This is a genomic window from Aminobacterium thunnarium, from assembly GCF_055390565.1.
In genome coordinates, this window is record NZ_AP042412.1 from 462337 (window position 1) to 485289 (window position 22953).

16 protein-coding genes are annotated in these 22953 nt (G+C 39.0%); 13 read left to right on the top strand and 3 right to left on the bottom strand.

From position 1 onward, the window contains the following. Nucleotides 1-40: 40 nt before the first annotated feature. From ACZ5GY_RS02240 to ACZ5GY_RS02270, 7 genes are all read left to right on the top strand, one after another. On the top strand, nt 41-1276 hold the full coding sequence (locus ACZ5GY_RS02240; protein WP_213691910.1) for an HAD-IIA family hydrolase: 1236 nt from the start codon (nt 41-43) through the stop codon (nt 1274-1276). 98 nt (nt 1277-1374) lie between these two features. Further along, nucleotides 1375-2682, top strand: a complete 1308-nt coding sequence (locus ACZ5GY_RS02245) for an efflux RND transporter periplasmic adaptor subunit (RefSeq protein ID WP_213699706.1) — start codon at nt 1375-1377, stop codon at nt 2680-2682. An 11-nt stretch (nt 2683-2693) separates the two neighbouring features. Further along, nucleotides 2694-5726, top strand: a complete 3033-nt coding sequence (locus ACZ5GY_RS02250; RefSeq protein ID WP_307879512.1) for an efflux RND transporter permease subunit — start codon at nt 2694-2696, stop codon at nt 5724-5726. A 145-nt stretch (nt 5727-5871) separates the two neighbouring features. Further along, complete coding sequence (locus ACZ5GY_RS02255; RefSeq protein WP_213691907.1) at nt 5872-7719, top strand: sensor domain-containing diguanylate cyclase; 1848 nt, start codon at nt 5872-5874, stop codon at nt 7717-7719. A gap of 25 nt (nt 7720-7744) precedes the next feature. After that, nucleotides 7745-8533: a molybdate ABC transporter substrate-binding protein gene (modA, locus tag ACZ5GY_RS02260; RefSeq protein WP_464111952.1), complete on the top strand. Its 789-nt coding sequence runs from the start codon at nt 7745-7747 to the stop codon at nt 8531-8533. Further along, complete coding sequence (locus ACZ5GY_RS02265) at nt 8533-9306, top strand: ABC transporter permease (RefSeq protein WP_464111953.1); 774 nt, start codon at nt 8533-8535, stop codon at nt 9304-9306. The genes modA and ACZ5GY_RS02265 overlap by 1 nt, the downstream gene beginning before the upstream one ends. Nucleotides 9307-9335: 29 nt before the next feature. Then, nucleotides 9336-10379, top strand: a complete 1044-nt coding sequence (locus ACZ5GY_RS02270) for an ATP-binding cassette domain-containing protein (RefSeq protein WP_464111954.1) — start codon at nt 9336-9338, stop codon at nt 10377-10379. On the opposite strand, the gene ACZ5GY_RS02275 is transcribed toward ACZ5GY_RS02270, so the two are convergent. Further along, entirely contained in the window at nt 10374-11468 is a 1095-nt protein-coding gene (locus tag ACZ5GY_RS02275; RefSeq protein WP_464111955.1) for a class I SAM-dependent RNA methyltransferase, read from the bottom strand. The genes ACZ5GY_RS02270 and ACZ5GY_RS02275 overlap by 6 nt on opposite strands. A gap of 236 nt (nt 11469-11704) precedes the next feature. Here ACZ5GY_RS02275 and ACZ5GY_RS02280 point away from each other — a divergent pair, with 236 nt between their 5' ends. Continuing rightward, entirely contained in the window at nt 11705-13075 is a 1371-nt protein-coding gene (locus tag ACZ5GY_RS02280; RefSeq protein WP_464111956.1) for an HD-GYP domain-containing protein, read from the top strand. Nucleotides 13076-13167: 92 nt separating this feature from the next. Beyond that, the gene (locus ACZ5GY_RS02285; protein WP_213690335.1) at nt 13168-13635 is read left to right on the top strand and encodes a hypothetical protein; all 468 of its coding nucleotides are present in this window, start codon (nt 13168-13170) and stop codon (nt 13633-13635) included. On the opposite strand, the gene ACZ5GY_RS02290 is transcribed toward ACZ5GY_RS02285, so the two are convergent. Together ACZ5GY_RS02290 and ACZ5GY_RS02295 are read right to left on the bottom strand one after the other, a co-directional pair. Next, on the bottom strand, nt 13636-16257 hold the full coding sequence (locus ACZ5GY_RS02290) for an ABC transporter substrate binding protein (protein ID WP_464111957.1): 2622 nt from the start codon (nt 16255-16257) through the stop codon (nt 13636-13638). 27 nt (nt 16258-16284) lie between these two features. Further along, nucleotides 16285-18441: a Tex family protein gene (locus tag ACZ5GY_RS02295; protein ID WP_464111958.1), complete on the bottom strand. Its 2157-nt coding sequence runs from the start codon at nt 18439-18441 to the stop codon at nt 16285-16287. A 141-nt stretch (nt 18442-18582) separates the two neighbouring features. Between ACZ5GY_RS02295 and ACZ5GY_RS02300 the strand changes: the two genes are divergently transcribed. From ACZ5GY_RS02300 to aspS, 4 genes are all read left to right on the top strand, one after another. Next, nucleotides 18583-19167 (top strand): metallophosphoesterase, encoded by a 585-nt coding sequence (locus ACZ5GY_RS02300; RefSeq protein ID WP_464111959.1) that lies wholly within the window; start codon nt 18583-18585, stop codon nt 19165-19167. Between the two features lie 171 nt (nt 19168-19338). Continuing rightward, nucleotides 19339-19599: a stage V sporulation protein S gene (locus tag ACZ5GY_RS02305; RefSeq protein ID WP_213690331.1), complete on the top strand. Its 261-nt coding sequence runs from the start codon at nt 19339-19341 to the stop codon at nt 19597-19599. 205 nt (nt 19600-19804) lie between these two features. Next, a complete protein-coding gene (gene hisS, locus ACZ5GY_RS02310) occupies nt 19805-21067 on the top strand; it encodes a histidine--tRNA ligase (RefSeq protein ID WP_213690330.1) in 1263 nt (420 codons plus the stop codon). Between the two features lie 51 nt (nt 21068-21118). After that, nucleotides 21119-22927, top strand: a complete 1809-nt coding sequence (gene aspS / locus ACZ5GY_RS02315) for an aspartate--tRNA ligase (RefSeq protein ID WP_213699320.1) — start codon at nt 21119-21121, stop codon at nt 22925-22927. Nucleotides 22928-22953 lie beyond the last annotated feature (26 nt).

The following is a 22953-nucleotide window of genomic DNA, read 5'->3' on the forward strand; positions in this document are numbered from 1 at the left end:
AATACTTGGGGAAAGAGAATTTTAATAAGGAGAGATAGATATGCTTGCGGATTTATTTGATGCCTTTTTCTTTGACCTTGATGGCGTAGTTTATATAAGCAGAGAGCTTACACCTGGTGCGCAAGAAGCCCTTTCTCGTTTGAGAGAAAGGGATAAAACTATTCGCTTTCTTACGAACAATCCTACGACGCGTAAACGAATTACGAAACGTTTGCATAGGATGGGTATTGATGCAAAAGATGAAGAAGTTATAACTTCAGGCTGGGTTACAGGTGTTTACGCTGCAGAACATGGAATAAGACGGGCTTGGGTTTTGGGTGATGATTATTTGAAAGAAGAAATAGCCAATGCTGGAGTCAAAATCGTTAATGACTTTACGTGCGATGCGGTTATTGCTGGATGGGGAGATTCAATAACTTTGGCTGAAATAAGGCGCGCTGCACTTGCCATTCATAACGGGGTAACTTTTATTGCTACGAATGCTGACTGTAATTTTCCATCGGAGAACGGGCCTCTAGCAGCTGTAGGAGCTGTCGTTGAAGCTCTTCATGTTGCATCTGGAAGGTCCCCTCAGATAATAGGCAAACCCTATTCCCCGATGTTTTTAAAGGCTTTAGATACATTAACTTTTTCGAGTGATAAAGCTGTTATGATTGGAGACACTCCTAGTGTGGATATTTTGGGTGCTCATCAAATAGGTATGCAAGCTATTCTTATGGGAGAGAATATTTCCTTTCCTTTCTCTAACGATTATAGAAATGCAGATGCTCATATTGTGACGTTACTAGATTTATTTGACCCTGATGTTTCAATAAGGGAATGGCAAGCACCTTCACATATTTGGCCGCAAAGTGTAGAACCAGGTGTAGCGGGTGTTGTCTTTAATGATAAGGGAGAAGTTCTCTTGATGAAACGAGCAGATAACGGATTGTGGGGCATTCCATCTGGGCACATTGAACCTGCTGAAAAGGTTGAGCATGCGATCATACGAGAAATTTTCGAAGAAACAGGATTGGAAGTGGAAGTACAACGTTTAATTGGTGTCTACTCGGATCCTGCATCACAAATTATTCGTTATCCAGATTTGAAAATTTGTCATTTTATTACAACATGTTTTGAGTGTAAAATGAAAGGAGGAATTTTGAAAAAAACAGGTGAGGAAACTCTGAATGCTGGTTTCTTTGATCCTCAAAAGTTGCCAACACCGTTGATGCCTATGCATCCACAATGGCTCTCTGATGCTTTGAGCCATTGCGAAAAATCCTACATTCGCTAAAAATCCTACTTTTTGCTGATTTTTTTAAGAGAAGAAACGTAAAATAGCTATCCTTTTTTGTGTGTACAATCGACATCTATTTTTATGGAGGAAGGCATATGAGTGAATTTCAGGATCAAAAGAAAAAAATGGCTAAAAAAATATGGGGAATTGCTGCCTTGGTGTTTTTTGCTGTGGGAGGTTTCCTTTTGATGGGAATTACTGGAAGGAAGACAGAGATTTCACCTGAAAAAGCATCGCGACCTGTAAAAACCATGACACTTCTAGCCCCTGAAGTTACTTTTCGGAGAATTTTCCCTGGAAAGGTTATTGCGTCAAAAACAGCAGAACTTTCTTTTCGTGTTTCAGGTCCATTAGTTGAGTTACCTGTGAAAAAAGGGGCATCAATTCAGCAAGGAAGTCTTATTGCTAGAATAGACCCACGTGATTTTAGAATTCAGTTAACTAATGCTCAAAGTGCACTCAGTAATGCTAGCGCGCAGTTGGATGCTATGAAAGCTGGTGCGAGAAAAGAAGAGATTTCAGCCTTATCATCAAAGGTTTCCTCGGCTAAAGCACGACTTTCGGAAGCAGAGACAGATTATCAAAGAATGAATCGACTCTTTGATGAAGGTGTTGTGGCGCAAGTTGACTTAGAAAGAGCTAAAACGACTTATGAAGTGGCAAAAGGTGAATTGAATACTGCAAGTCAGCAGTTACAGGAGGCACGAAGTGGCGCACGTGTTGAGGATATTAAAGCTATGGAGGCTACTATTCAGGGATTGAAAGCTCAAGTAGAAGCGGCTCAAAGTGCACTTAAGGATACGGAACTTAGAGCCCCTTTTAATGGAATTGTCGCAGAACGTTATGTAGATAACTACCAAAGCGTACAAAAAAACCAAACCATTATAAGTTTACAAAATCTTGAAAGGATAGAAATTATCATTTCTGTTCCAGAACAAGATATTATGCGAATTAAAACTTACAGAAGTCCTTCTTTTTTTGCGTCTTTCGAAGCTTCGCCTGGCAAAAAATATCCGTTAGAATTTAAAGAAATTACCACTAAAGCAGATCCTCAGACTCAAACATATGCTGCAACTTTTTCAATGCCTTATCCTGAAGATTTTATAGCTTTACCGGGAATGACAACGCAAATAGAAATAGTAGGTGAAGGGGAAACCAAAGGAACTGGTGATTTTCTTGTTCCTTCCATAGCTGTTGTTCCTGGAGAAGATACGAAACATTTTGTATGGATTGTAGACGAAAAAACAATGACTGTTCATAAGGCTGAAGTTTCTTTGCTTTCTTATAAAGATGATATGGCCATTATACGTGGGGGCGTTAACACTGGAAGCCGAATTGTTATTGCTGGTGTACATTACTTGGTAGAAGGTGATTCTGTAACATTTTTTAACTCTGAGGAATAGAGAGGCTTATCATGAATATAGCGGAGTACTCCATACGGAAAAAGAATGTTACATGGTTTATTGTTGTGATAGTGGTCATTTTTGGCATTTTTGCCTATGGTAAATTAGGCAAACTTGAAGATCCTGCTTTCACAATCAAAACGGCTGTTGTGACAACTACGTATCCTGGAGCGACGCCACGTGAAGTTGAGGAGGAAGTTACGGAAGTTATAGAGAGAGCTGCTCAACAGATGGGGCAGATCGACAAAGTTCGTTCTCTTTCTCAAGAAGGGGTATCAATAGTATATGTTGACATCAAAGATATCTACACAGCTAAAGATTTGCCTCAAATATGGGATGAATTACGACGCAAGATAAATGATATACAAAGGCAATTGCCTCCGGGTGCTGGTCCTTCTCTTATAAACGATGATTATGGAGATGTGTATGGCGTTTATTTTGCTTTGACTGGGGAAGGATATACATATAAAGAGTTAGAAGATTTTGCTGATTTTTTAAAAAAAGAATTGCTGCTTGTTCCTGGAGTTGCGAGTGTGGAAATTCATGGTACCCAGCAGGAGGCTATTTATGTTGAGATTTCTCGTCCTAAACTGACACAGCTTGGGATTTCTACCCAGGAAATTTTCCAAGCACTTCAAGCTCAGAATATTGTGGTTTCATCTGGAAAAGTTCAAGCGGGATCGGAGTATATTCGTATAACTCCAACAGGAGAGTTCTCTTCCGTCGCTCAAATAGGGGCTCTGATTTTTCCCTCTTCTTCAGGTACATTGATACGTTTGGCGGATGTAGCAACCATTACACGAGAATATGTAGCTCCTCCTCGTGCAATAGTACGATTTAACGGGACTCCAGCTATAGGTATTGGAATATCGAATATTGAAGGCGGCAACGTTATTACTATGGGGGAAGCCATTAAGAAAAAACTGAAAGAGCTTGAGCCCATGACTCCTGTTGGTATGGATTTAGGGTTGATTTATTATCAATCTGATACAGTGCGAGATGCGATTAATAACTTTTTAATGAATCTTTTGGAAGCTTTGATTATTGTTATCGCTATTTTACTGATTTTTATGGGCATTAGAAGTGGAATGCTTATTGGTGGAGTTTTATTGCTTACTATTTTGGCTACATTTATAGCGATGAAAATGGCGAAAATAGACCTTCATAGCATATCTTTAGGTGCTCTTATCGTTGCTCTTGGCATGCTTGTCGATAATGCTATCGTAGTTGCCGACGGTATTTTAGTTCGAATCCAGACGGGGAAAGAAAGAGTATCTTCGGCAATTGAAGTTGTAACCCAAACACAATGGCCATTGTTAGGTGCTACTTTTATAGCTGTTATAGCTTTTGCTCCAATTGGTTTGTCCCCTGATAGTACGGGGGAGTTTTGTAGAAGTCTCTTTCAAGTTGTAGGGATTTCTTTGCTTTTGAGTTGGATATTAGCTGTTACGGTCACACCTGTTGCAGGTGTACATTTTTTAAAAACGTCAGTCACTCAAGAAGGAAAGGATCCCTACGATACGAAATTATATAGAATGTATAGAACTTTCCTTGAAGTATGTCTCAGAAAGAGAAAAAGAACAGTAATTGTTTTAGTACTTTTGTTGGGATGTGCGCTTTTTGGTTTTACTTTTGTTGATCGATCCTTTTTCCCGAACTCTACGAGTCCAATGTTTACAATTGATTTCTGGCGTCCAAAAGGTGCGTATATAGACGAAACGTTAAAAGATGTTAAGAATGTGGAGTCTTTTCTTCTGAAACAACCTGAAACAAAATCTGTGGCAAGCTATGCTGGGCAGGGCGCACTTCGTTTTATTTTGACATATACTCCCAGCGATCCTTCAGATAGTTACGGCCATTTGATTGTTGAAAGTAGGAATTCTAAATCATCATCAATATTAAGCAATAAGGTTACTACCTTTATGACCGCAGAGATGCCAGATGTTGATCCTCGTGTTCGGTCATTTAGTAAAGGAACTGGAAGTGGCGCCAAAATTCAGGCTCGATTTATGGGAGAAGACCCCAAAGTTCTTAGAAATCTTGGGGATCAGGCCCTTTTAATCTTTAGAGGTGACTCAGATTCTATAAACATTAGAAGCGATTGGGGAGAGAAAGTCAAAATTATTCGACCTACTCTTGATGAAGTTCGAACTCGTCAGGCAGGGCTTTCCAGAACAGATATTGCAGCAGCGCTAGAGATGTCTTTTACAGGCTCAAAGGCAGGACTATATAGGGAAAATGACAAGTTACTACCTATCATAGTTGCATTGCCTAAAGCAGACAGAGCGAAACCGGGAACTTTACAAGATGTTCAGATTTGGAGTCCTCTCATGAAAAAATATATAACTTTGGGGCAGATAACAAAAAGTATTGATATTGTTGCAGAGGATCCCATTATTTATAGACGAAACAGAATGAGGACGTTGACTGTTGAATGTGACTCTCGTTCTGGTAATGCTGCCCTCCTTTTTTCTCGAGTCCGGCCTGATATAGAAGCGATAAAGCTTCCTATAGGGTATAAACTTGATTGGGGAGGTGAATATGAGAGTTCTCAAACGGCTCAAGGTGGCCTTATGGGAATGATCCCTATAGCGTTTATTGCTATTATCGTCATACTGGTAATTCTGTTTAACGGATTTAAGCAGCCAATAATTATTATGCTATGCCTTCCTCTTTCTATTATTGGAGTGACTGCGGGGTTGCTTCTTTTCAATAAATCTTTTGATTTTATGGCTTTGCTAGGATTTTTGAGTCTTACTGGAATGCTTATTAAAAACGCCATTGTATTGATTGACCAGATTGATTTGGAAATCAGAGAGGGAAAACATGGATTCGATGCTATTGTCGATTCAGCGGTAAGCCGAGCTCGGCCTGTATCTATGGCAGCTATGACTACCGTTTTAGGCATGATACCTCTTCTTTTCGACGTTCTTTTTTCAGCCTTAGCTGTTACCATTATGTTTGGTCTTGCTTTCGCAACGATTTTGACGCTCGTTGTCGTTCCTGTTTTTTATTCAATGTTTTTTAAAATAGGAGAAAAATAGGCAATGTTGTAACTTCATTTAAGAATGGAGCGAAGCCCCTTTTATGATTGTCGCCACAAAAGGGGCTTTTTATATCTTGATTTTATAATTCCTTTATGTAATATTAAAAATCATAATAGAGCTATTTAATTAGGATGTGGTGTTTATGTTAACTAATACGAATTACCAGATAGCTCTTCTTTCTCTTCTTGCTTCTTTAGGGGTAGAACTTATGAATGTTTCTTGGGACCGATCAGATGATGTTTTGGAGAAAGGTCTATCTCTTTTTGGTCAACTTCTTAATGTAGACCGCAGTTACATTTTTTTGTTTGAGGGGGATATTTCCAGGCAAATTGCAAGCAATACTCATGAATGGTGCGCTGAAGGTGTAACCTCTTTTAAAAATGAATTACAATCTCTTCCTACTAATAAATTTAGATGGTGGAGTCGTAAAATAAAAAATGATGAAATTATAGATTTACCTTCCCTTTCCGATATCCCTGACGATGCTACTCAAGAAAAAATGATTCTTGGTTTTCAAGGAATAATATCATTGTTGGTTGTTCCGATGACTTATAGGGGGCATTCTATAGGTTTTATCGGCTTTGATTCAGTGCGAGAACGTCGTTTTTGGACAGATGAAGAAATCTCTACGTTACGGCTTTTGGCAGGGATTTTTTCAAGTGCCTTAATTCGTTGGCAAAACGAGAAAAATGTTGCAGAACTTACGGAAAAATTAGAAAGTCAATTTCAGCAGACATCAAAAGATCTAAAACTTGTTCTTGAAAGTATTGGTGAAGGGTTTATTGAAATAAACAGTCAAGGTAATTTCCTTCACGTGAATAGTTCGTATTGCCAGATGATAGGGTATAACAGAGAAGACCTTCTTTCTATGACTTTGGCAGATGTGTGTCCTGAATTTCAAAAAAACCGGGCTTTTTTTAATACACTAAAAGAAAAACAAGGAACGCTGTCTTATTTTCATCACACTCATAAAGATGGTCATGTTTTAGAACTTACAGGTAACGGTTGTCATGTCCCTTATGATAATGGCCGTTTTTTTATTTTTGTATGGGACGTAACTCAAAAGCGTCAAATGGAGCGAGATTTGCGTGACGCCTTAGCACGATATGACCGTTTAATTGAAAACGCTGGAGAAATTATTGCTCGTTTTGCCGTCGATAATCTACAAGTTGATATGCTTAATCCGGTAGGAGAAAAATTGTCGGGCTACTCTCTTGAGGATTTTCAAAAAGATCCAGGTCTTACATATCGTTTAATGGATCCTGATTCTATGGAGACTTTTCAAAGAACATTAGAAATTCTCACAAAGAAAAAACAGAAAATAGACTCCATTGTTTTGACGTGGACCGTAAAGGGAGGACGTCGTATTGATCTTGAGCATACCCTTATCCCATTAAAAGATGAGCAAGGTGTAGTCAGATATGTGGAAAGTATTGCACGTAATGTAACAGAACGGCTTCGTATGGAAGAACTTATTCGCTACCAAGCAACACATGACGCCCTTACGGGACTTCCGAACAGATTGCTTTTTATTGATCGCCTGAATCAGGCAATAAAGCACGCCCTTCGCAGTGGGACCCTTGTAGCTGTGGCTTTTATGGATCTTGATAATTTTAAGAATGTCAATGATACCTGGGGGCATACTATGGGTGATAAGTTACTTGTTCAGGTTGCACGAAGACTCGAAACGATTTTACGAGATGTTGATACAGTTGCTCGAACAGGAGGAGATGAATTTCTCTTTGTGTTTACGGATGTTTTTAGTACAGAACAGGTTCTTTCAATTGCAAAGAGAATGCACATGACTCTTTCTTCTCCTTTCCATATAGACGAAATTGAAATTGCTATAACTCCTAGCATAGGAGTGAGCCTTTTCCCTGATCATGGGACTGACATTAATACATTACTGAAAAAAGCTGATTCTGCAATGTATTGTGTAAAACGCCGAGGAAGGAACGGAATAAAAATGTGGAGGGATTCAATCAAATAGATCTTTTATGGAGGTGCTTTTATAGATGACTTTTATTAGAAGATTCTGCTTCTTGGTTATTATTTCTATAGGAGTGGTTTTAAGTTGTTCCTTTCGAGGAGCAGCGGAAGAACCACTCCTTGTTTTTTGCGGAGCGGGTCTCATGAAACCGATGGACGAAATAAAGGTTTCATTTGAAGAAGAGACAGGCCTAACTGTTCGTATTGTTTACGGTGGTTCAGGAGAACTTTTTGGCATGATTTCTACAAGAAAAGAAGGGGATGTCTATATTCCAGGTGCGGAAAAGTATATTGAAGATGCACTACGTGAAAAAATGATTGTGGAAGACGAAATAACTGTTATTTGTTACCATGTTCCCGTTATTCTTGTTCCCAAAGGAAATCCCGCTCAAATACACTCTTTGGCAGATTTAGCTAAACCAGGTTTAAGACTTGCTTTAGCTGATGAAAAGGCAGCTGCTATCGGTAAGACAGGTAAGGCTATCTTAGAAAAGAATGCTCTTTACGAAGATGTGAAAAAAAATGTTGTAGTAAAGCCTGGAACGACGAACCAGCTTTTGATGTATGTTGCAACATCTCAAGTCGATGGAACAATAGCATGGCACGATCAATCCACATGGGCGCAAGCTGATCAAAAGGTCGAAATTGTATCCATTCCCATAACGCAAAATAGTGTTAAAACAATTCCTGCAGCTATTATTTCGTACTCAAAACGCACAGACGATGCCCTTGCTTTTATAAAATACCTTGTTGCAGATTCAGGCAAAATCGCTTGGAAACGTTGGGGTTTTCCTCTTGAAAAACCGGTAGAGTAATGAAAAATACGCTCTTTAAGCTATTTTTGTGGCTTATTTTCCTATTTTTTGCAGGATTACTTTTCGCTGCCATTCTCTCGTTGTTTTTTATGTTGAATTTAGACGATATCCTTATTAATTTACGATCGGAAGAAATGTTTTATAGTTTGAAACTTTCGATCTTTTCGAGTGCTCTCTCTACATTCATTGTTATGGTTGTAGCTGTATCTTCTGGTTATGTGCTTGCTCGGTTTCAATTTCGAGGCCAACATTTATTTCGAACGATTATCGATTTGCCTATGGCTCTACCCGAATTAGTTTTAGGTTTGTGTTTACTTTTACTTTTAGGGCAGGGGCCTCTTTCTCTCTGGTCTAAAAATATCGTTTTTTCAAAAGAGGCAATAGTAATTGCTCAAATTTTTACAGCGGCTCCTTATGCTATTCGTATTATGTACGGGACTTTTTGCAGCATAAATCCACGTTATGAGCTTGTTGCGAGAAGTCTAGGGTGTGATCTTGTCAGTTGCTTTTTCAGAGTTTCCCTTCCAATGGCTAAGGGGGGGGTTTTAGCAGCTATTGTAATTGCTTTTGCTCGAAGTGTTGGTTGTTTCGGTACAGTATTAGTTCTCGCAGGAGGGACTCGTATGTATACAGAAACCCTTCCAATTGCTCTTTTTCTTAATATATCTTATGGAAATTTACCAGTCGCTATTACTGCTGGCATTGTTCTTATTGTTATATCTTTGCTTTCTATCCTTATTTTTGAATGCATGAATCGAGATGTTTTTGTATGACCCCCCTTTTAGAAGTAAGTAATCTGTCGGTGGAACTTGGAATCTTTTCTCTTAGAAATGTCTCTTTTCAAGTAGATGAAGGAACATATTGTTGTGTTATAGGTGCTTCTGGGGCTGGAAAAAGTGTTTTGCTTGAAACAATAGCGGGAGGGTTTCTTCCTTCTTCTGGAAAGGTCTTTTTAAATGATGTAGATATAACATCTTGGTCGCCGGAAAAAAGAAAATTAAGCATCGTCTATCAGGATTATATGCTATTCCCTCATCTTTCTGTTTTTGAAAATATAGCTTTTGGCCTTCGAAATCAGAGGATGCCCCATAGTGATATTAGAACTCAAGTCTATTCTATGGCTAAAATGTTGCAAATAGAGCCTCTTTTACAACGGAACGTTACAACACTATCTGGAGGAGAGCAACAACGGATTGCTTTAGCTAGAGCTCTTGTTATACGGCCTCAAATTTTGCTTTTAGATGAAGCTTTTAGTGCCCTTGATATAGTTACAAGAGAGCGAATGCGCAAATGTATCAAGGCGTTAGTTAAAGAGCTTGGAGTTACGGTTTTACACGTTACTCATGATATGGAAGACGTATGGACATTGGCTACTCACGTTGTTGTTATTCAGAACGGCTGTCTTTCTCAAATTGGGAGACCAGATGATATCTTTCAAAAACCTCAATCTTTTCATGTGGCTTGTCTTGTGGGAGCAAAAAATATTTTTGAAGGGGAGGGATGTGACACCTTAGAAGGAGAACCTTATGCCATAGATGTGGATGGAGTATTTATCCGCACAACAGATTATGTAAAACCCAACGAGAGAGTTGCTCTCTCTATCCGTCCAGAAGAAATTATTGTAGCCACAGAGCCATTTTATTCTTCTGCTCGTAATGTTTTAAAGGTAAAAGTTGATGAGGTTTCTTTACGTGGCCCGCTCGTCTGGATCCGTACACAATGGAATTCAACCTTTATCTATACCGTTGTAACGAGAAGTGCCTTTGATGAGTTGCATCTTAGAGAAGGAGGGCATTGCTTTTTGATGTTTAAGGCTCGTTCTGTTCGAGTCCTTTCTCATCTATAGAGAAAGGCAAGCGAGAGTTTCAACGTGGTATGTATTAGGGAAAAAGTCGTAAGGCGTAATGTGCTTTACTTCATACCCTTTTTCTTCAAGGTAGAGAAGGTCTCGCGCGAGAGTTCCTGCACTGCAAGAGAGATATGCTATACGCTGTGGACGTGCTTTTATTGCAAGCCATTCGCGAACATCGGGTTCAATTCCTGTTCTGGGGGGATTAATGTAGGCCAGTCTTTTATTTATTGGAATTAATTTAATCCATTCATTGAGTTGCGGCAGGCGTTGACTGCATGTTCCCCGTAAAAGATGCGCACCTGGTGCGTTAATCGCGGCATTTTCAATGGCTTCAGCTGAGGTTTCTACACCTATTGCTGCGGAACCAGCATCCATCCATTGTCGAAGAGTGGCTCCGCTTCCACAATAGAGATCGAGAATACCGCTATCTTTTTGAGGGGAAAGAAATTTAATCGTTTCAAGAAGAGAGTGGTTATATAGTTCAGGAATTAATTGCTGAAAAGCTGTGGGGCCGTATATAAGACCGTGTTCATTGTAAGAACGAGGCTTTCCCCATAGTAGTTTCCAAACTCCACTGCCAAAGAGCCTTCTTCCAGCACTTGGGTGAAGGTGAAGCCAGAGTCCTTCCAATCCAGTTTGGTTAAGGCTGTTTAGTGTGTTTTTTAACCAATCAAGGTTGGGCAACTCTTTTGTTTTTAATATAAGTGTAGCTTGTGCGCCTGCCTGTACATAAATCGAGAGAGGAAACAGCGTAAATGGAGGCATGTTCGAAGAAAGCCACGCAAGCACATTCTTAACAGTTGCGGAATGAATAGGACACTCTTGCAACGAAATGACCTGCTTGCGCACGTTCATTCCAAATATCCAACGATATGAGTTCCATTCAGCTATCAGACTGACTTTATTTCTATATCCCCAACGTCTTTCTGGTAACGGGGAAACAATTGGGTTTAAGGCGTATGTCCAATGAGACAAAACTCCTTTTAGCCATGTTTCTTTTTGAATTTCACTATCTTTTTGACTCATCATGCGATGGGCACAAGCTCGGCATTTTAGGTTGCAGCCAACAGGCAGTTTATTCATAAATCAGACAGTCTCTTTCTTTAGTTTTATGATGTAGCACATATTATAGCGTAAGATTTTTTTGTTTCTTTGTTTTTATAAAAGGTATAGGGGGGTAATTTTCTGAGGCCTTTTTCTTAGGTTAAACATGCCTAACGTTTCAGTTCTTCAGTTTTCATAATGCTATACTTTATATGTATTTTTATTATATCTCTGTTGCTAGACTGTTGTATTAGGAAGGTACATGGAGAAAACATATGATGATGGAAAAGGAAGAATCTCTCGAAAAGATTTATTTTAAAAGTTTATTTAATAACGCTCCAGATTCCGTTGCATTAGTTGATACTGATGGATACATATGCGATGTTAATTCTTATTTTGAAACAGTTTTTAAAGTAAAAAGAGAAAATATTATTGGTCAATCTGTTATAGGAAGTACTATCCCGGTTTACTTTCACGAGAGAGCTATTCGAACTTTCGATTTAATATTGGAAGGAGAGAGAGGCCCTTTCAATGATGTTTTGTGTGTCAAGCATGATCAGACAACTTTTCCCTGTCGTGTTTCCGCGATTCCGATCTTCTCTGATTCGGAAATAATCAATGCGTATATTATTTTTCATGATCTGACTGAAGAGTATGAAAGAGATAGGCAGCTTTTATACGCTTCCGCTGTAGTAAAGGAGAGTCCCGTTGTCCTCTTCAGATGGAAAACGACAGAAGGATGGCCTATTGTTTATGTGTCAGAGAATGTAAATCGTTGGGGGTATATTCCTGACTATATATTGGCAGGAGAGAAAAGTTATCTTGATCTGATTTACGAATTAGATAGACAAAAGGTTATTAACCAAGTGAAGGCCCATGAGGAAGCTGAAGATGAAGAGTACGAAATGGAGTATCGAGTCGTAACTGGGGATGGCCAAATTATCTGGGTTGACGAACGAACTTCTGTCTTTAGAGACGATTATGGTAAACCTGTATATTATCAAGGCACCGTAGCAGACGTAACTGCCCGCAAAAATGCAGAAATTGCCCTATCAAACAATCTAGAAAACGTAAGACGCGCGTGGAATCAGACCATTGAGGTTATGGCACTTACTTCAGAAATGAAAGATCCCTTTAGTGTAGGGCATCAGAAAAGAGTGGCTTCATTATCTCGGGCAATAGGTGAAGAGCTTGGACTAGAGAAAGAGATTGTTGATAACCTCGAAAAAGCAGCTTTGGTTCATGATATTGGGAAGGTAGAAATTCCCTCTGAGCTTTTAAATAAGCCTGGTCCTCTAACAGATGTTGAATTCAAACTTGTGCAGACTCATTCGGAAGTTGGTTTTATCATTTTGAGTCGTATAGAACTTCCGTGGCCTTTGGCTGAAATAGTATATCAGCATCATGAGCGTATGGATGGCTCAGGCTATCCTCGTGGTTTGAAGGGAGATAAAATTTTATTAGCTTCTCGAATTATCGGTGTAGCTGATGTCGTAGAAGCGATGGCCTCCCATCGTCCTTATCGTCCGAGTCTTGGAATAGATGTAGCACTTGAAGAAATAGAAAAATTAAAAGGTACAGCTTTAGATTTAGACGTTGTGAATGCTTGTATTAAGCTGTTTAAAAAAAAGGGGTTTAGCTTTTAGCATATCGTTATTCCTACGGTTGTTTTTTACTTGATCCTGCTTTATAAAAAACATGGCAATATGATTTAAGATCATAGAAAGGAGGGAACGCTGTGTCTCGAATTGGTAAAATAATTTTTTTGATGAGCATTATTTGTGTAGGGAGCATCCTTCTCATGACTCAACCCCTTTATGCTGAAGCTAGAGATGTTCGAGTAGATCTCGGAGCAGACGAAAATAAATTAAGATGGTATATGGTAAAAGTCGATGAAGTTGAAGGAATGCCGCTAACAACATTACGTGTCTATTATGCAGCAGCTGCTGGAAAGAAAAAAATGGTTCAGGCCTTAGTTTCTGAGGCAAATCTGGATGAAGCGAAGGCTCAAACTCTTTATTTCAGCGAATATGACTATGTATTTCATACCACGGATAATACATATGGCATATCATCTGCCCGTCATTATGATATGGGAGGGCATGAGCTTTTTTCTGCTGACGTGAATTTTCAGGATATGCAGTGGATGGATGTCCTTGAGAACTCCATCCCTTATAAAGCACGTGCAGCCTATAATAAGCTTTAATTATTTGTCTATATAAAAGGTAAATTTTTTCTTCTCAAAAATATCAATACAGTGGTTTACTACTGAGGAGTCGAAGGTTATTCCGGCTCCTCTTTTTATTTCCTCAAGAGCTTCTTCTATTGTATGTGCTGGGCGATACGAACGTGGCGATGCCATTGCCTCTATAACATCGGCAACAGCTAATATACGAGCTTCAAGAAGAATATCTTTACCTTTCAACCCTTCAGGATATCCAGATCCGTCCAATCGTTCATGATGTTGAAGCACTATTTCTGCTACAGGCCACGGGAAGCGAACATTTCGCAAAACTTCATAGCCGAACCGAGGGTGTTGTTTTACAACATCATATTCAAGAGGAGAAAGAGTTGCAGGTTTAGTGAGTATTTCTGAAGGAATATATAGCTTGCCCAAGTCATGTACGAGAGCAGTATTATATACGGCTTCTATTACCGCATCCGGTAAACCCATTTCGCGTGCAATTGCCAGAGATAATTGTGCCACTCTGTTTTGGTGTCCATAGGTGGAATTGTCTTTCATTTCAATAACATTGCCTATAGTAGATATTGTAGAGTTAAAAGTTTCTCTGAGTCTGTCAATTGTTTGGAGCAAAATTTCTTGCTGTTTTTTCCGTTTAAAAGCTTCTCCAAGTGTTTCTGCTAAAATTTTTAGACTTGAAGCATAGCGAATAAAATGCCATGGTTGAGATGTTTTATTTTGCACCAAAAGAAGAACAGTCGCATTGCTTGATCCGTTATCAATGGGGACTATGTTCACATTAAAAAGACATCCTTTAGAGTCTTTTATATCAACTTCAATGGGTTCGTACCTTTTAAAGAGTTCTTGTTGTTCAGGAGTGAGGTCTAGTGTAATTGTCTCTTTTAAGAGATTACTATTTTGAAATACATATGAATTCCAGACGTGAAATAGACGAAAAGATGAACTATTTTCTTGAGGAAAATAAAGCGCGCATGAAAGCAAACCAAGGCGTGTTCCAATTTCTTGAAGAACACTTTTTATTGTTTCATCGAAGGGACCTGAAAGTACCAATCTTGAAGAAACAGTAGAAAGTAACGTTTCGAGATGAAAACGTTGGGCTAGTGCATTTTGTTGGTTTTTTTGATGTGTAATATCTCTAAAAAGCAAAAATGCTTCCTTTTTGTTATTCGATAACAGAACAGGAAAGCCGCTAATTGAAACGGGAAAAGTAATTCCATTATTTTTAGTTCTATACCTATGTACATCTTTGATAGGATAAGAAATAGCTTTTTGAACCAAGGAAAGGTTATCTTTATGACTTGAGCTTGATTGGCTAATAATTTGACCAACTTCTTTCCCTTCGATGTCTTCGTCTGTATAGCCGAACATACGGCGAAACCCATTATTAGCCAGTATGATACATCCTTGCTCATCGATAGCAACAATTCCATCAGGAGCTCCATCCATAAGTCCGCTAAGGTTTTTCTTTTCCTTTATTAGCTTTAAATTAATAAAACGTCGCCGGTATATCTTGAAAAGGAGCAGCAGGATCAATGTTACTAAAGTAGCGATAACGACAAAATTGATAGTTATCAATCGAAAATTATCTTTTATATCTTTAAAAGGGTCTTTTATAATGGTACTTCCTGCCGGAAGTTTCTCTTGGGGAATAGCGTGTTTTTTAAACTCTCTATAGTTAAAAATCCATTGTGCCATTTCACTTTCATTAAAAGGTATCTCTGATGGTTTCTTTCCATGCATAATTTCAAGAGCCATCTTCGCAGCCAATATTCCAAAGCGCTCTCCTGAATGGATTGCTCCGCCAATGATCCCATCCTTTCCTATAGCTTCTGGTAGATTGGAGTAAATAGGAAAATCTCCTGTAAAACAAAGTTTTTTAATGCTTTCATCAGTACTTAAAAACATCTTTTCTTTACTTGAGGCCAAAGGAGAAGCGAGCAATATGGCTGTATTTTGGGGATTTTGCTCTGATAATATAGAACATACCTTTTCTATAGGATATGACATTAAAAAACTAATATTTATATACTGCTTTTTATCTTGAGCAATATGTAAAAGTATGTTCATGTTTGTTTCGCTGATTAGTGAACTATCGCCTATAACAATTATTTTTTTTAGATTTGGATGAAAACGAATAATCGCATCAATCGTTTTGTTATAAGGTATATGTTTTACTATCCCCGTGAAGCTTTTTCGTAAAGATGACTCTTTTAAAAGAGATATGTCACTTATCCCTGTAAATACTACTGGGGTATTGGGGAAAACCTTGTTTCTGAAACGGACAAGAAAGCGAAAGGCCTCATCCCCCTCGCTAATAATGACGCGGAGATGGAAAGGGAAATACTTCATGAAAAATTGTTCTTGTAACGAACTATTTATTGTTTGATTGAGTAAACGTTGACTATCCATGTACTCTGTAAACGGGTCTATTTGTAAGTCGCTTTTTTGAAAAGTAGACAGAATGCTCTGAGAGAGGCATTCTGTCCATGCGTTTTCTTGATCATAAGAGTGGAGGATGAGAATAGGAAGTTTATCACGACAAAAAACTCCCTTCGGGGCAATAATGAACACCCCTAAAATGAAAAGAAAATAAAGTTTTTGAAGAACCTTTTTCTTTTCCTCCATTTTTTCCTCCAATAACAAGTATTTATATTAGTTTTCTTCTAGATCACTCTTTTTCATAGAAAGGGAAATACGCTTTCTTCCCAAATCTATTCCCGTTACAGCGACCTTTACACGTTGCCCTGGTGAAACGATAGCATGCGGAGAAGCGACATATTTATCAGAAATTGCACTTATGTGCACGAGTCCGTCTTGGTGTACGCCAATGTCTACAAAGGCTCCGAAAGCAGTAACATTCGTTACAATTCCAGGAAGAATCATGCCTTTTTTTAGATGAGAGATTTCTGTTACGCCTTCTGCAAAGGCAAATTCCTCAAAACTGCATCGTGGGTCTCGCCCAGGTTTTTCAAGTTCTTCCATAATATCTTGTAATGTCGGGAGCCCTACTTCTTCTGTAATATATTTGGATATATCAATCTTTTTTCTAATATCTACTTTTTCAATAAGATCCTTCACCGTTACACTTAAATCGGAGGCCATCCTTTTTACCAATGTATAATTTTCTGGATGCACGGCAGTGTTGTCGAGCGGATTTTTCCCTCCTGGTATTCGTAGAAATCCAGCGCATTGTTGGAATGATTTTGGGCCAAGACGTGGGACTTTTTTTAGGTCGTTTCGTGACTCAAAAAGTCCGTTTTCTTCTCTGTATTTTACAATATTGCTGGCTAACTGAGGGCCTATTCCTGAAACGAAGGAGAGAAGTTCATAACTAGCCGTGTTAATATCAACTCCGACTGCGTTAACACAACTGATTACAACATCATCAAGAGCTCTTTTTAAAGCCTTTTGATCAACATCATGCTGGTATTGACCAACTCCCAAAGAACATGGGTCAATCTTTATTAGTTCTGCTAATGGGTCCATAAGTCTTCTGCCTATAGAAACTGCACCTCGTACCGTTACATCATAATCTGGGAATTCTCTTCTGGCTGTTTCTGATGCTGAGTAAATCGAAGCGCCGCTCTCGTTAACCATAGTAATAATGATGTTTGAAGTGATAGGTAGCTCCTTTATAAAAGCTTCAGTCTCTCTTCCTGCAGTTCCATTTCCGATAGCAATAGCCTCTATAGAAAATGTATCTATTAGACTTAAAATTTTAGTTTGAGCTCCATCTTTTTTGTTTATTGGCGGATGTGGATATATGGTTTCATTATGAAGAAGGCTCCCCTGTTTATTCAGACAAACAACCTTACAGCCTGTTCTAAAGCCTGGGTCTATTGCCAAGATATTCTTATGTCCGAGAGGTGGTGTCATAAGAACTTCTCTTATATTTTGAACAAAAACGGAAATAGCTTCTTCATCGGCTTTTTTCTTGAGCGCATTTCGTAGTTCTGTTTCCATAGAAGGTGTAATGAGTCGCTTGTAACTGTCATTAATGGTTTCTTCGAGAAGAGAGGCTTCTTCCCCCTCACTTTTAATAAAAAGTTTCTTTAGCTGAATAATGCAAAGGGCGTCATCAGGCCGTGCTCGAAGGGAAAGTTTACCCTCTTTTTCACCTCGAAATAAAGCTAAAATACGATGAGATGGTGTGCTGATAGCTCTTTCTTGCCACTCAAAGTAGTCTTTATATTTTTCCATTTCATCGGGTTCTTCCGAAGCCCGAGATGAATAAATAAAACTATGCTTGGCGAATATTTTGCGGCACAGGTTACGAGCCAGCGTGTCTTCACTGATTTTCTCGGCGATAATATCAAGAGCCCCTTGTATGGCTTCATTTTCATTTGCTATTCCCTTGTCTATGTCAATAAATTTTTGAGCTTCTTGGTGGGGAATAGTTCCTTCTTGATTCATAATTTTAAGCGCTAAGGGTTCTAGTCCTTTTTCTATAGCGGCACTTGCCCTTGTTTTACGTTTGGGGCGATAAGGAAGGTACAAATCTTCCAGTGTTGTCAGGTTATTAGCTGCATAAATCTTCTCTTCTAACTCTTCTGTAAGAATGTCGCGTTCTTGCAGTGATTTCAAAATAGAATCTTTTCGTTTAGTTAACTCTAGAAGTTCTTCTCGTCGATCTCGAATTTGTGTAATAGCTACTTCATCAAGACTACCTGTTGCTTCTTTACGATAACGAGCAATGAAAGGAACAGTGCAGCCTTCGTCAAAGAGAGAGAATACTGCTTGTACTTGTGTTGTTGAGATGTTCATCTCTAAAGCAATAGGTTTTTCAAATCTTGTTTTAGATTGGGCCATATAAGGTTGAACCTCCTGCATGAATCTTATTTTTAGTATAGTACCATGTTTTTTTGTTTACGCATTTGCCTAAAAAATGGTAAAATTTAAAATAGTTTAGAGGTGATTGCTGTGGAATCATGGAAAAAGATGATCTACAAGATGTTTGATTTACTTTATATTCCTGAGAGTTTGGAGAAAATAAAAGGACGTGTTGTTTTGCATGTCTCTGATACTCCTTCGTCTTTTTATTCTTGTTTAAATAAATTAGTTACTTTCCTTGATCCTTTGGCAATTATACATACTGGCGATCTTGTTGATGAAATAAAATTAGGATTATTACCAAATCGACTCGCCCTTTATTCTAAAAAATTACGTTTGTTAGCTCGGATTTTAGAAGGGGAAGAAAAAAGAAAAGTTTGTATTGTTACAGGAAATCACGATAACAAAGATGTTGTAGAGCAGGTTTTTCACACTAGCCAAATAGTAAATTGGAGTGGCTCTTTCGATGTTTGTGGTCTAAAATTAAATGTGAGCCATGATTTCCAGGGACTTCCTTCAATGGAAGGTGATTTAAATCTTTTTGGGCATAACGAATTTGTGCCTCAGAGTGATAGCAATAAAACATACTTGAATGGGTTAATGTCTATACATTGCATTGTTCCAGATAATGGAGATATTTATACATTACCATATCCGAGATTTGTGGATCAAAATAGACTTTTGAAAAGAAAATGTGGATTATAGGGCTAACTTTCTTGGGAAAAAGTCGTATTTGCTGATTTTTATTGCAAAACACTTGTCAAAAGCCGCACAATACGACTATACTTGATTTGTTTCAAATAGTGAAACTCGCTGATCCATTAAATGTTCCTGTTTTTATATTCTTGCGGCGCTACTCAAGGGAGGTCGAATTTCATGGAAGTGCTCAAAGTCTCTGCAAAGTCGCAACCAAAATCCGTCGCTGGTGCTATCGCAGCAGTTCTTCGCGAAAAAGGGGCGGTTGAGGTTCAAGCAGTGGGAGCCGGTGCGGTTAACCAGTCAGTGAAATCTATTGCTATCGCCCGGGGTTATGTAGCTCCTAATGGAATTGATCTTGTTTGTATTCCGGCTTTTGCCAAGATTGAAATTGACAACGAAGAAAGAACGGCCATTAAGTTCCAACTCGAGTCACGTTAGAAATTAGTCTTTTATGCCGTAAGGAAGCATGAGACAGGCGTAACGGTGATTAGGCCGTTGCGCTTTTCTATTTTATAGCCTTCCATTTTTTTACTGGAGAATTTTTCAACGAATGATTATACTTACCTGCATAATGTATAAAACAATAGAATGATTATGTGCAAACGTTTTTTATGTTTGTTTTAGTTTATGGGAGGGAGTTTTTATGGTAGATATAAAAGCGCCGCGTGGTGTCAGGGATATACTCCCAGAAGAATCTTGGAAATGGGCTTATGTCTTAAACGTTGCAGCAGAAGTTGCGCGAGATTTCGGATATTCGGAAGTTCATTTACCTATTTTTGAGCACACAGAACTTTTCTCACGCGGAATAGGCGAAACAACTGATGTTGTTGAAAAAGAGATGTATACTTTTGAAGATCGCGGTGGACGAAGCCTTACGTTACGTCCAGAGGCAACGGCTTCAATGATTCGTTGTTATTTAGAGAACAAACTGAATAATGGAGCTCAACCTGTTAAACTGTGGTGTGCTGGTCCGATGTTTCGTTACGAGCGACCACAAAAGGGGCGTTATCGTCAATTTTGGCAGTTGGATTTTGAAAGTATAGGTTCAGAAAATCCTATGATAGACGTGGAAGTTATTGCCTTGTCTCTTGAATTATATAGACGACTTGGTCTCCAGAATTTAGAGGTCGTTATTAATTCAGTAGGGTGTCCTGAGTGTCGCCCAACATATAGAGAAAAATTAAAAGAGTATTTCAAACCACAGCTTGATAAACTTTGTAAAACATGCCAAAGTCGATTTGATCGTAACCCTCTCAGAATTCTTGATTGTAAAAATCCTGATTGCAAAGAGATTACCGAGGGTGCTCCCGATATTTACTCTAGCCTTTGCGATGATTGTCGCAGTCACTTTGATAAAGTACAGGAAAGATTGAATAGTATAGGAGCCCATTTCCATATAGATAAACGGCTTGTTCGCGGCCTTGATTATTATACAAAAACAGCGTATGAAGTTCTTTCAGGAGCTTTGGGAGCGCAAAATGCTGTATGTGGTGGGGGACGTTATGATAACCTTGCAGAAACGATTGGTGGCCCATCTACGCCGAGTGTTGGTTTTGCTGCTGGTCTTGAAAGGATTGTCCTCGTGATGGAAGAACAAAATTGTTCTTTTGGGGCTCGCCCTGATCTCGATGTTTATGCTATCGGACTTGACGAAGTGTCGCGAGAGGAACTATTCAAAATCCTTACGGAACTAAGACAAGCAAATATTGCAGCAGACATGGATTACATGGGACGTGGTATGAAAGCTCAATTTAAATCTGCAGCAGCTTCTGGAGCCCGTTTTGCTTGTATTCTTGGTGGCGATGAATTGGCCAAAGGAGTAGTCAACGTAAAAGACCTTGAAACTGGCGAACAGGAAGAGGTTAAACGAGCCACTATTCTTAATTATATTCAAAGTAAATTATAGAAGTAATAAAGAGTCTATAAAGTAAGTTTGCCGTGTGGTGGAGGTTATAGAATGAGCAGGTCGGAACATTTTGATGCATTCTGGAAGCGCACAGAGATGTGCGGAGCCCTTCGTCTTGAAGATGAAGGACGACAAGTAGTTTTAAACGGTTGGGTACGACGTCGGAGAGACCTTGGAGGACTCATCTTTGTTGAGCTATGGGATAATACTGGAGTTACCCAAGTTGTCTTTAATCCTGAAATTGTGCCAGAAGTTCATGAACGAGCCAAAACATTACGTAGTGAATATGTTATTTCTGTTCGTGGCAAAGTTGGGAAGAGGCCGGAAGGTACAGTAAATAGTTCTATGAAAACGGGAGAAGTAGAGGTTGTTGTCGAAGACTTTTTGTTGCTTTCTCCTGCCGCCCCTCTGCCTTTTGAAATATCGGATGCTACAGACAAAGTCGATGAAAATTTACGGTTGCGTTATCGCTATCTTGATTTACGGCGAGACAAGATGCAAAAAAACTTGAGAATACGAAATAGGATTACTCGATATACAAGAGATTTTCTTGCACAGCATGGCTTTATAGATATTGAAACTCCAATGCTGACCAAATCGACTCCAGAAGGAGCTCGGGATTACTTAGTTCCAAGTCGTGTAAATCCAGGGACTTTCTTTGCATTGCCACAATCGCCTCAGATATTTAAACAAATTTTAATGATAAGCGGCTTTGATCGATATTTTCAGATTGTAAAGTGTTTCAGAGATGAAGATCTTCGTGCAGACAGGCAGCCTGAATTTACACAGATTGATATGGAAATGAGCTTCATAGATGAGGAAGATATATACGCTCTTATTGAGGAGTACATGGCAGGCCTTTTCGAAGAGATAGCTTCTGTGAAAATTCCTACACCATTTAGGCGGATGGAATATTGGGAAGCTATGGATCGTTTCGGAAGTGACAAGCCAGATTTGAGAATACCCTTTGAAATTCATGATCTGGGCGCGGTCTTTAAGGAGAGTGAGTTTGTTCCATTTAAGGAACTTATTGATAAAGGCGGATTTGTACGAGGGTTGCCTTTGCCTGGAGGAGCTTCCCTTTCTAGAAAAGAAGTTTCTCTTGTTGAGGAAAAAGCAAAGAAGCTTGGAGCTAACGGACTTGCATGTTTCCAACTCAAAGAAGGAAAACTTAAAGGACCATTGGCAAAGTTCCTTTCGGATGAGTTGCAACAACGTTTGATAGAGACAGTTTCTTTGAAAGAAGGAGACGCCTGTTTTGTTTTAGCAGATCTTGATCGTTTGACAGTAAGCCAGATTTTAGGTCAGCTTCGTTTAGAACTTGCAAAAGAGCATGGTCTTATTAATAGCGGAAAATGGGAGTTTTTGTGGGTTGTACACTTCCCACTTTTTGAGCGTGACGAGGAAGAAAATAGATGGGTTGCTGTTCACCATCCCTTTACCTCTCCTGTTCTGGAGGATCTTGAATTATTGGAGAGTAACCCTCAAAAAGTCAGATCTCGTGCTTATGACTGCGTATTAAACGGGAACGAGGTTGGTGGAGGTTCTATTCGAATCCACGACCCAGAAGTTCAAGAAAAAGTTTTCGAGTGTTTGGCTTTTAGCAGAGAAGAGGCACGAAAGCGTTTTGGATTTTTGCTAGACGCATTAAGTTCAGGAACACCTCCCCATGGAGGAATTGCTTTTGGTGTTGATCGTCTTGTAATGCTTTTGTGCGGGGCTACATCAATACGCGATGTTATGGCCTTCCCAAAGACGCAAAAAGCGCAATGCTTGATGTCGGGGGCACCTTCTGTTGTAAGTTTAGATCAGCTTCAGGAACTTTATATTGAAAGTGTTGCCCATATTGAAGAGGATTAAAGGAATTCAAAAAAGGCCGGATTTAA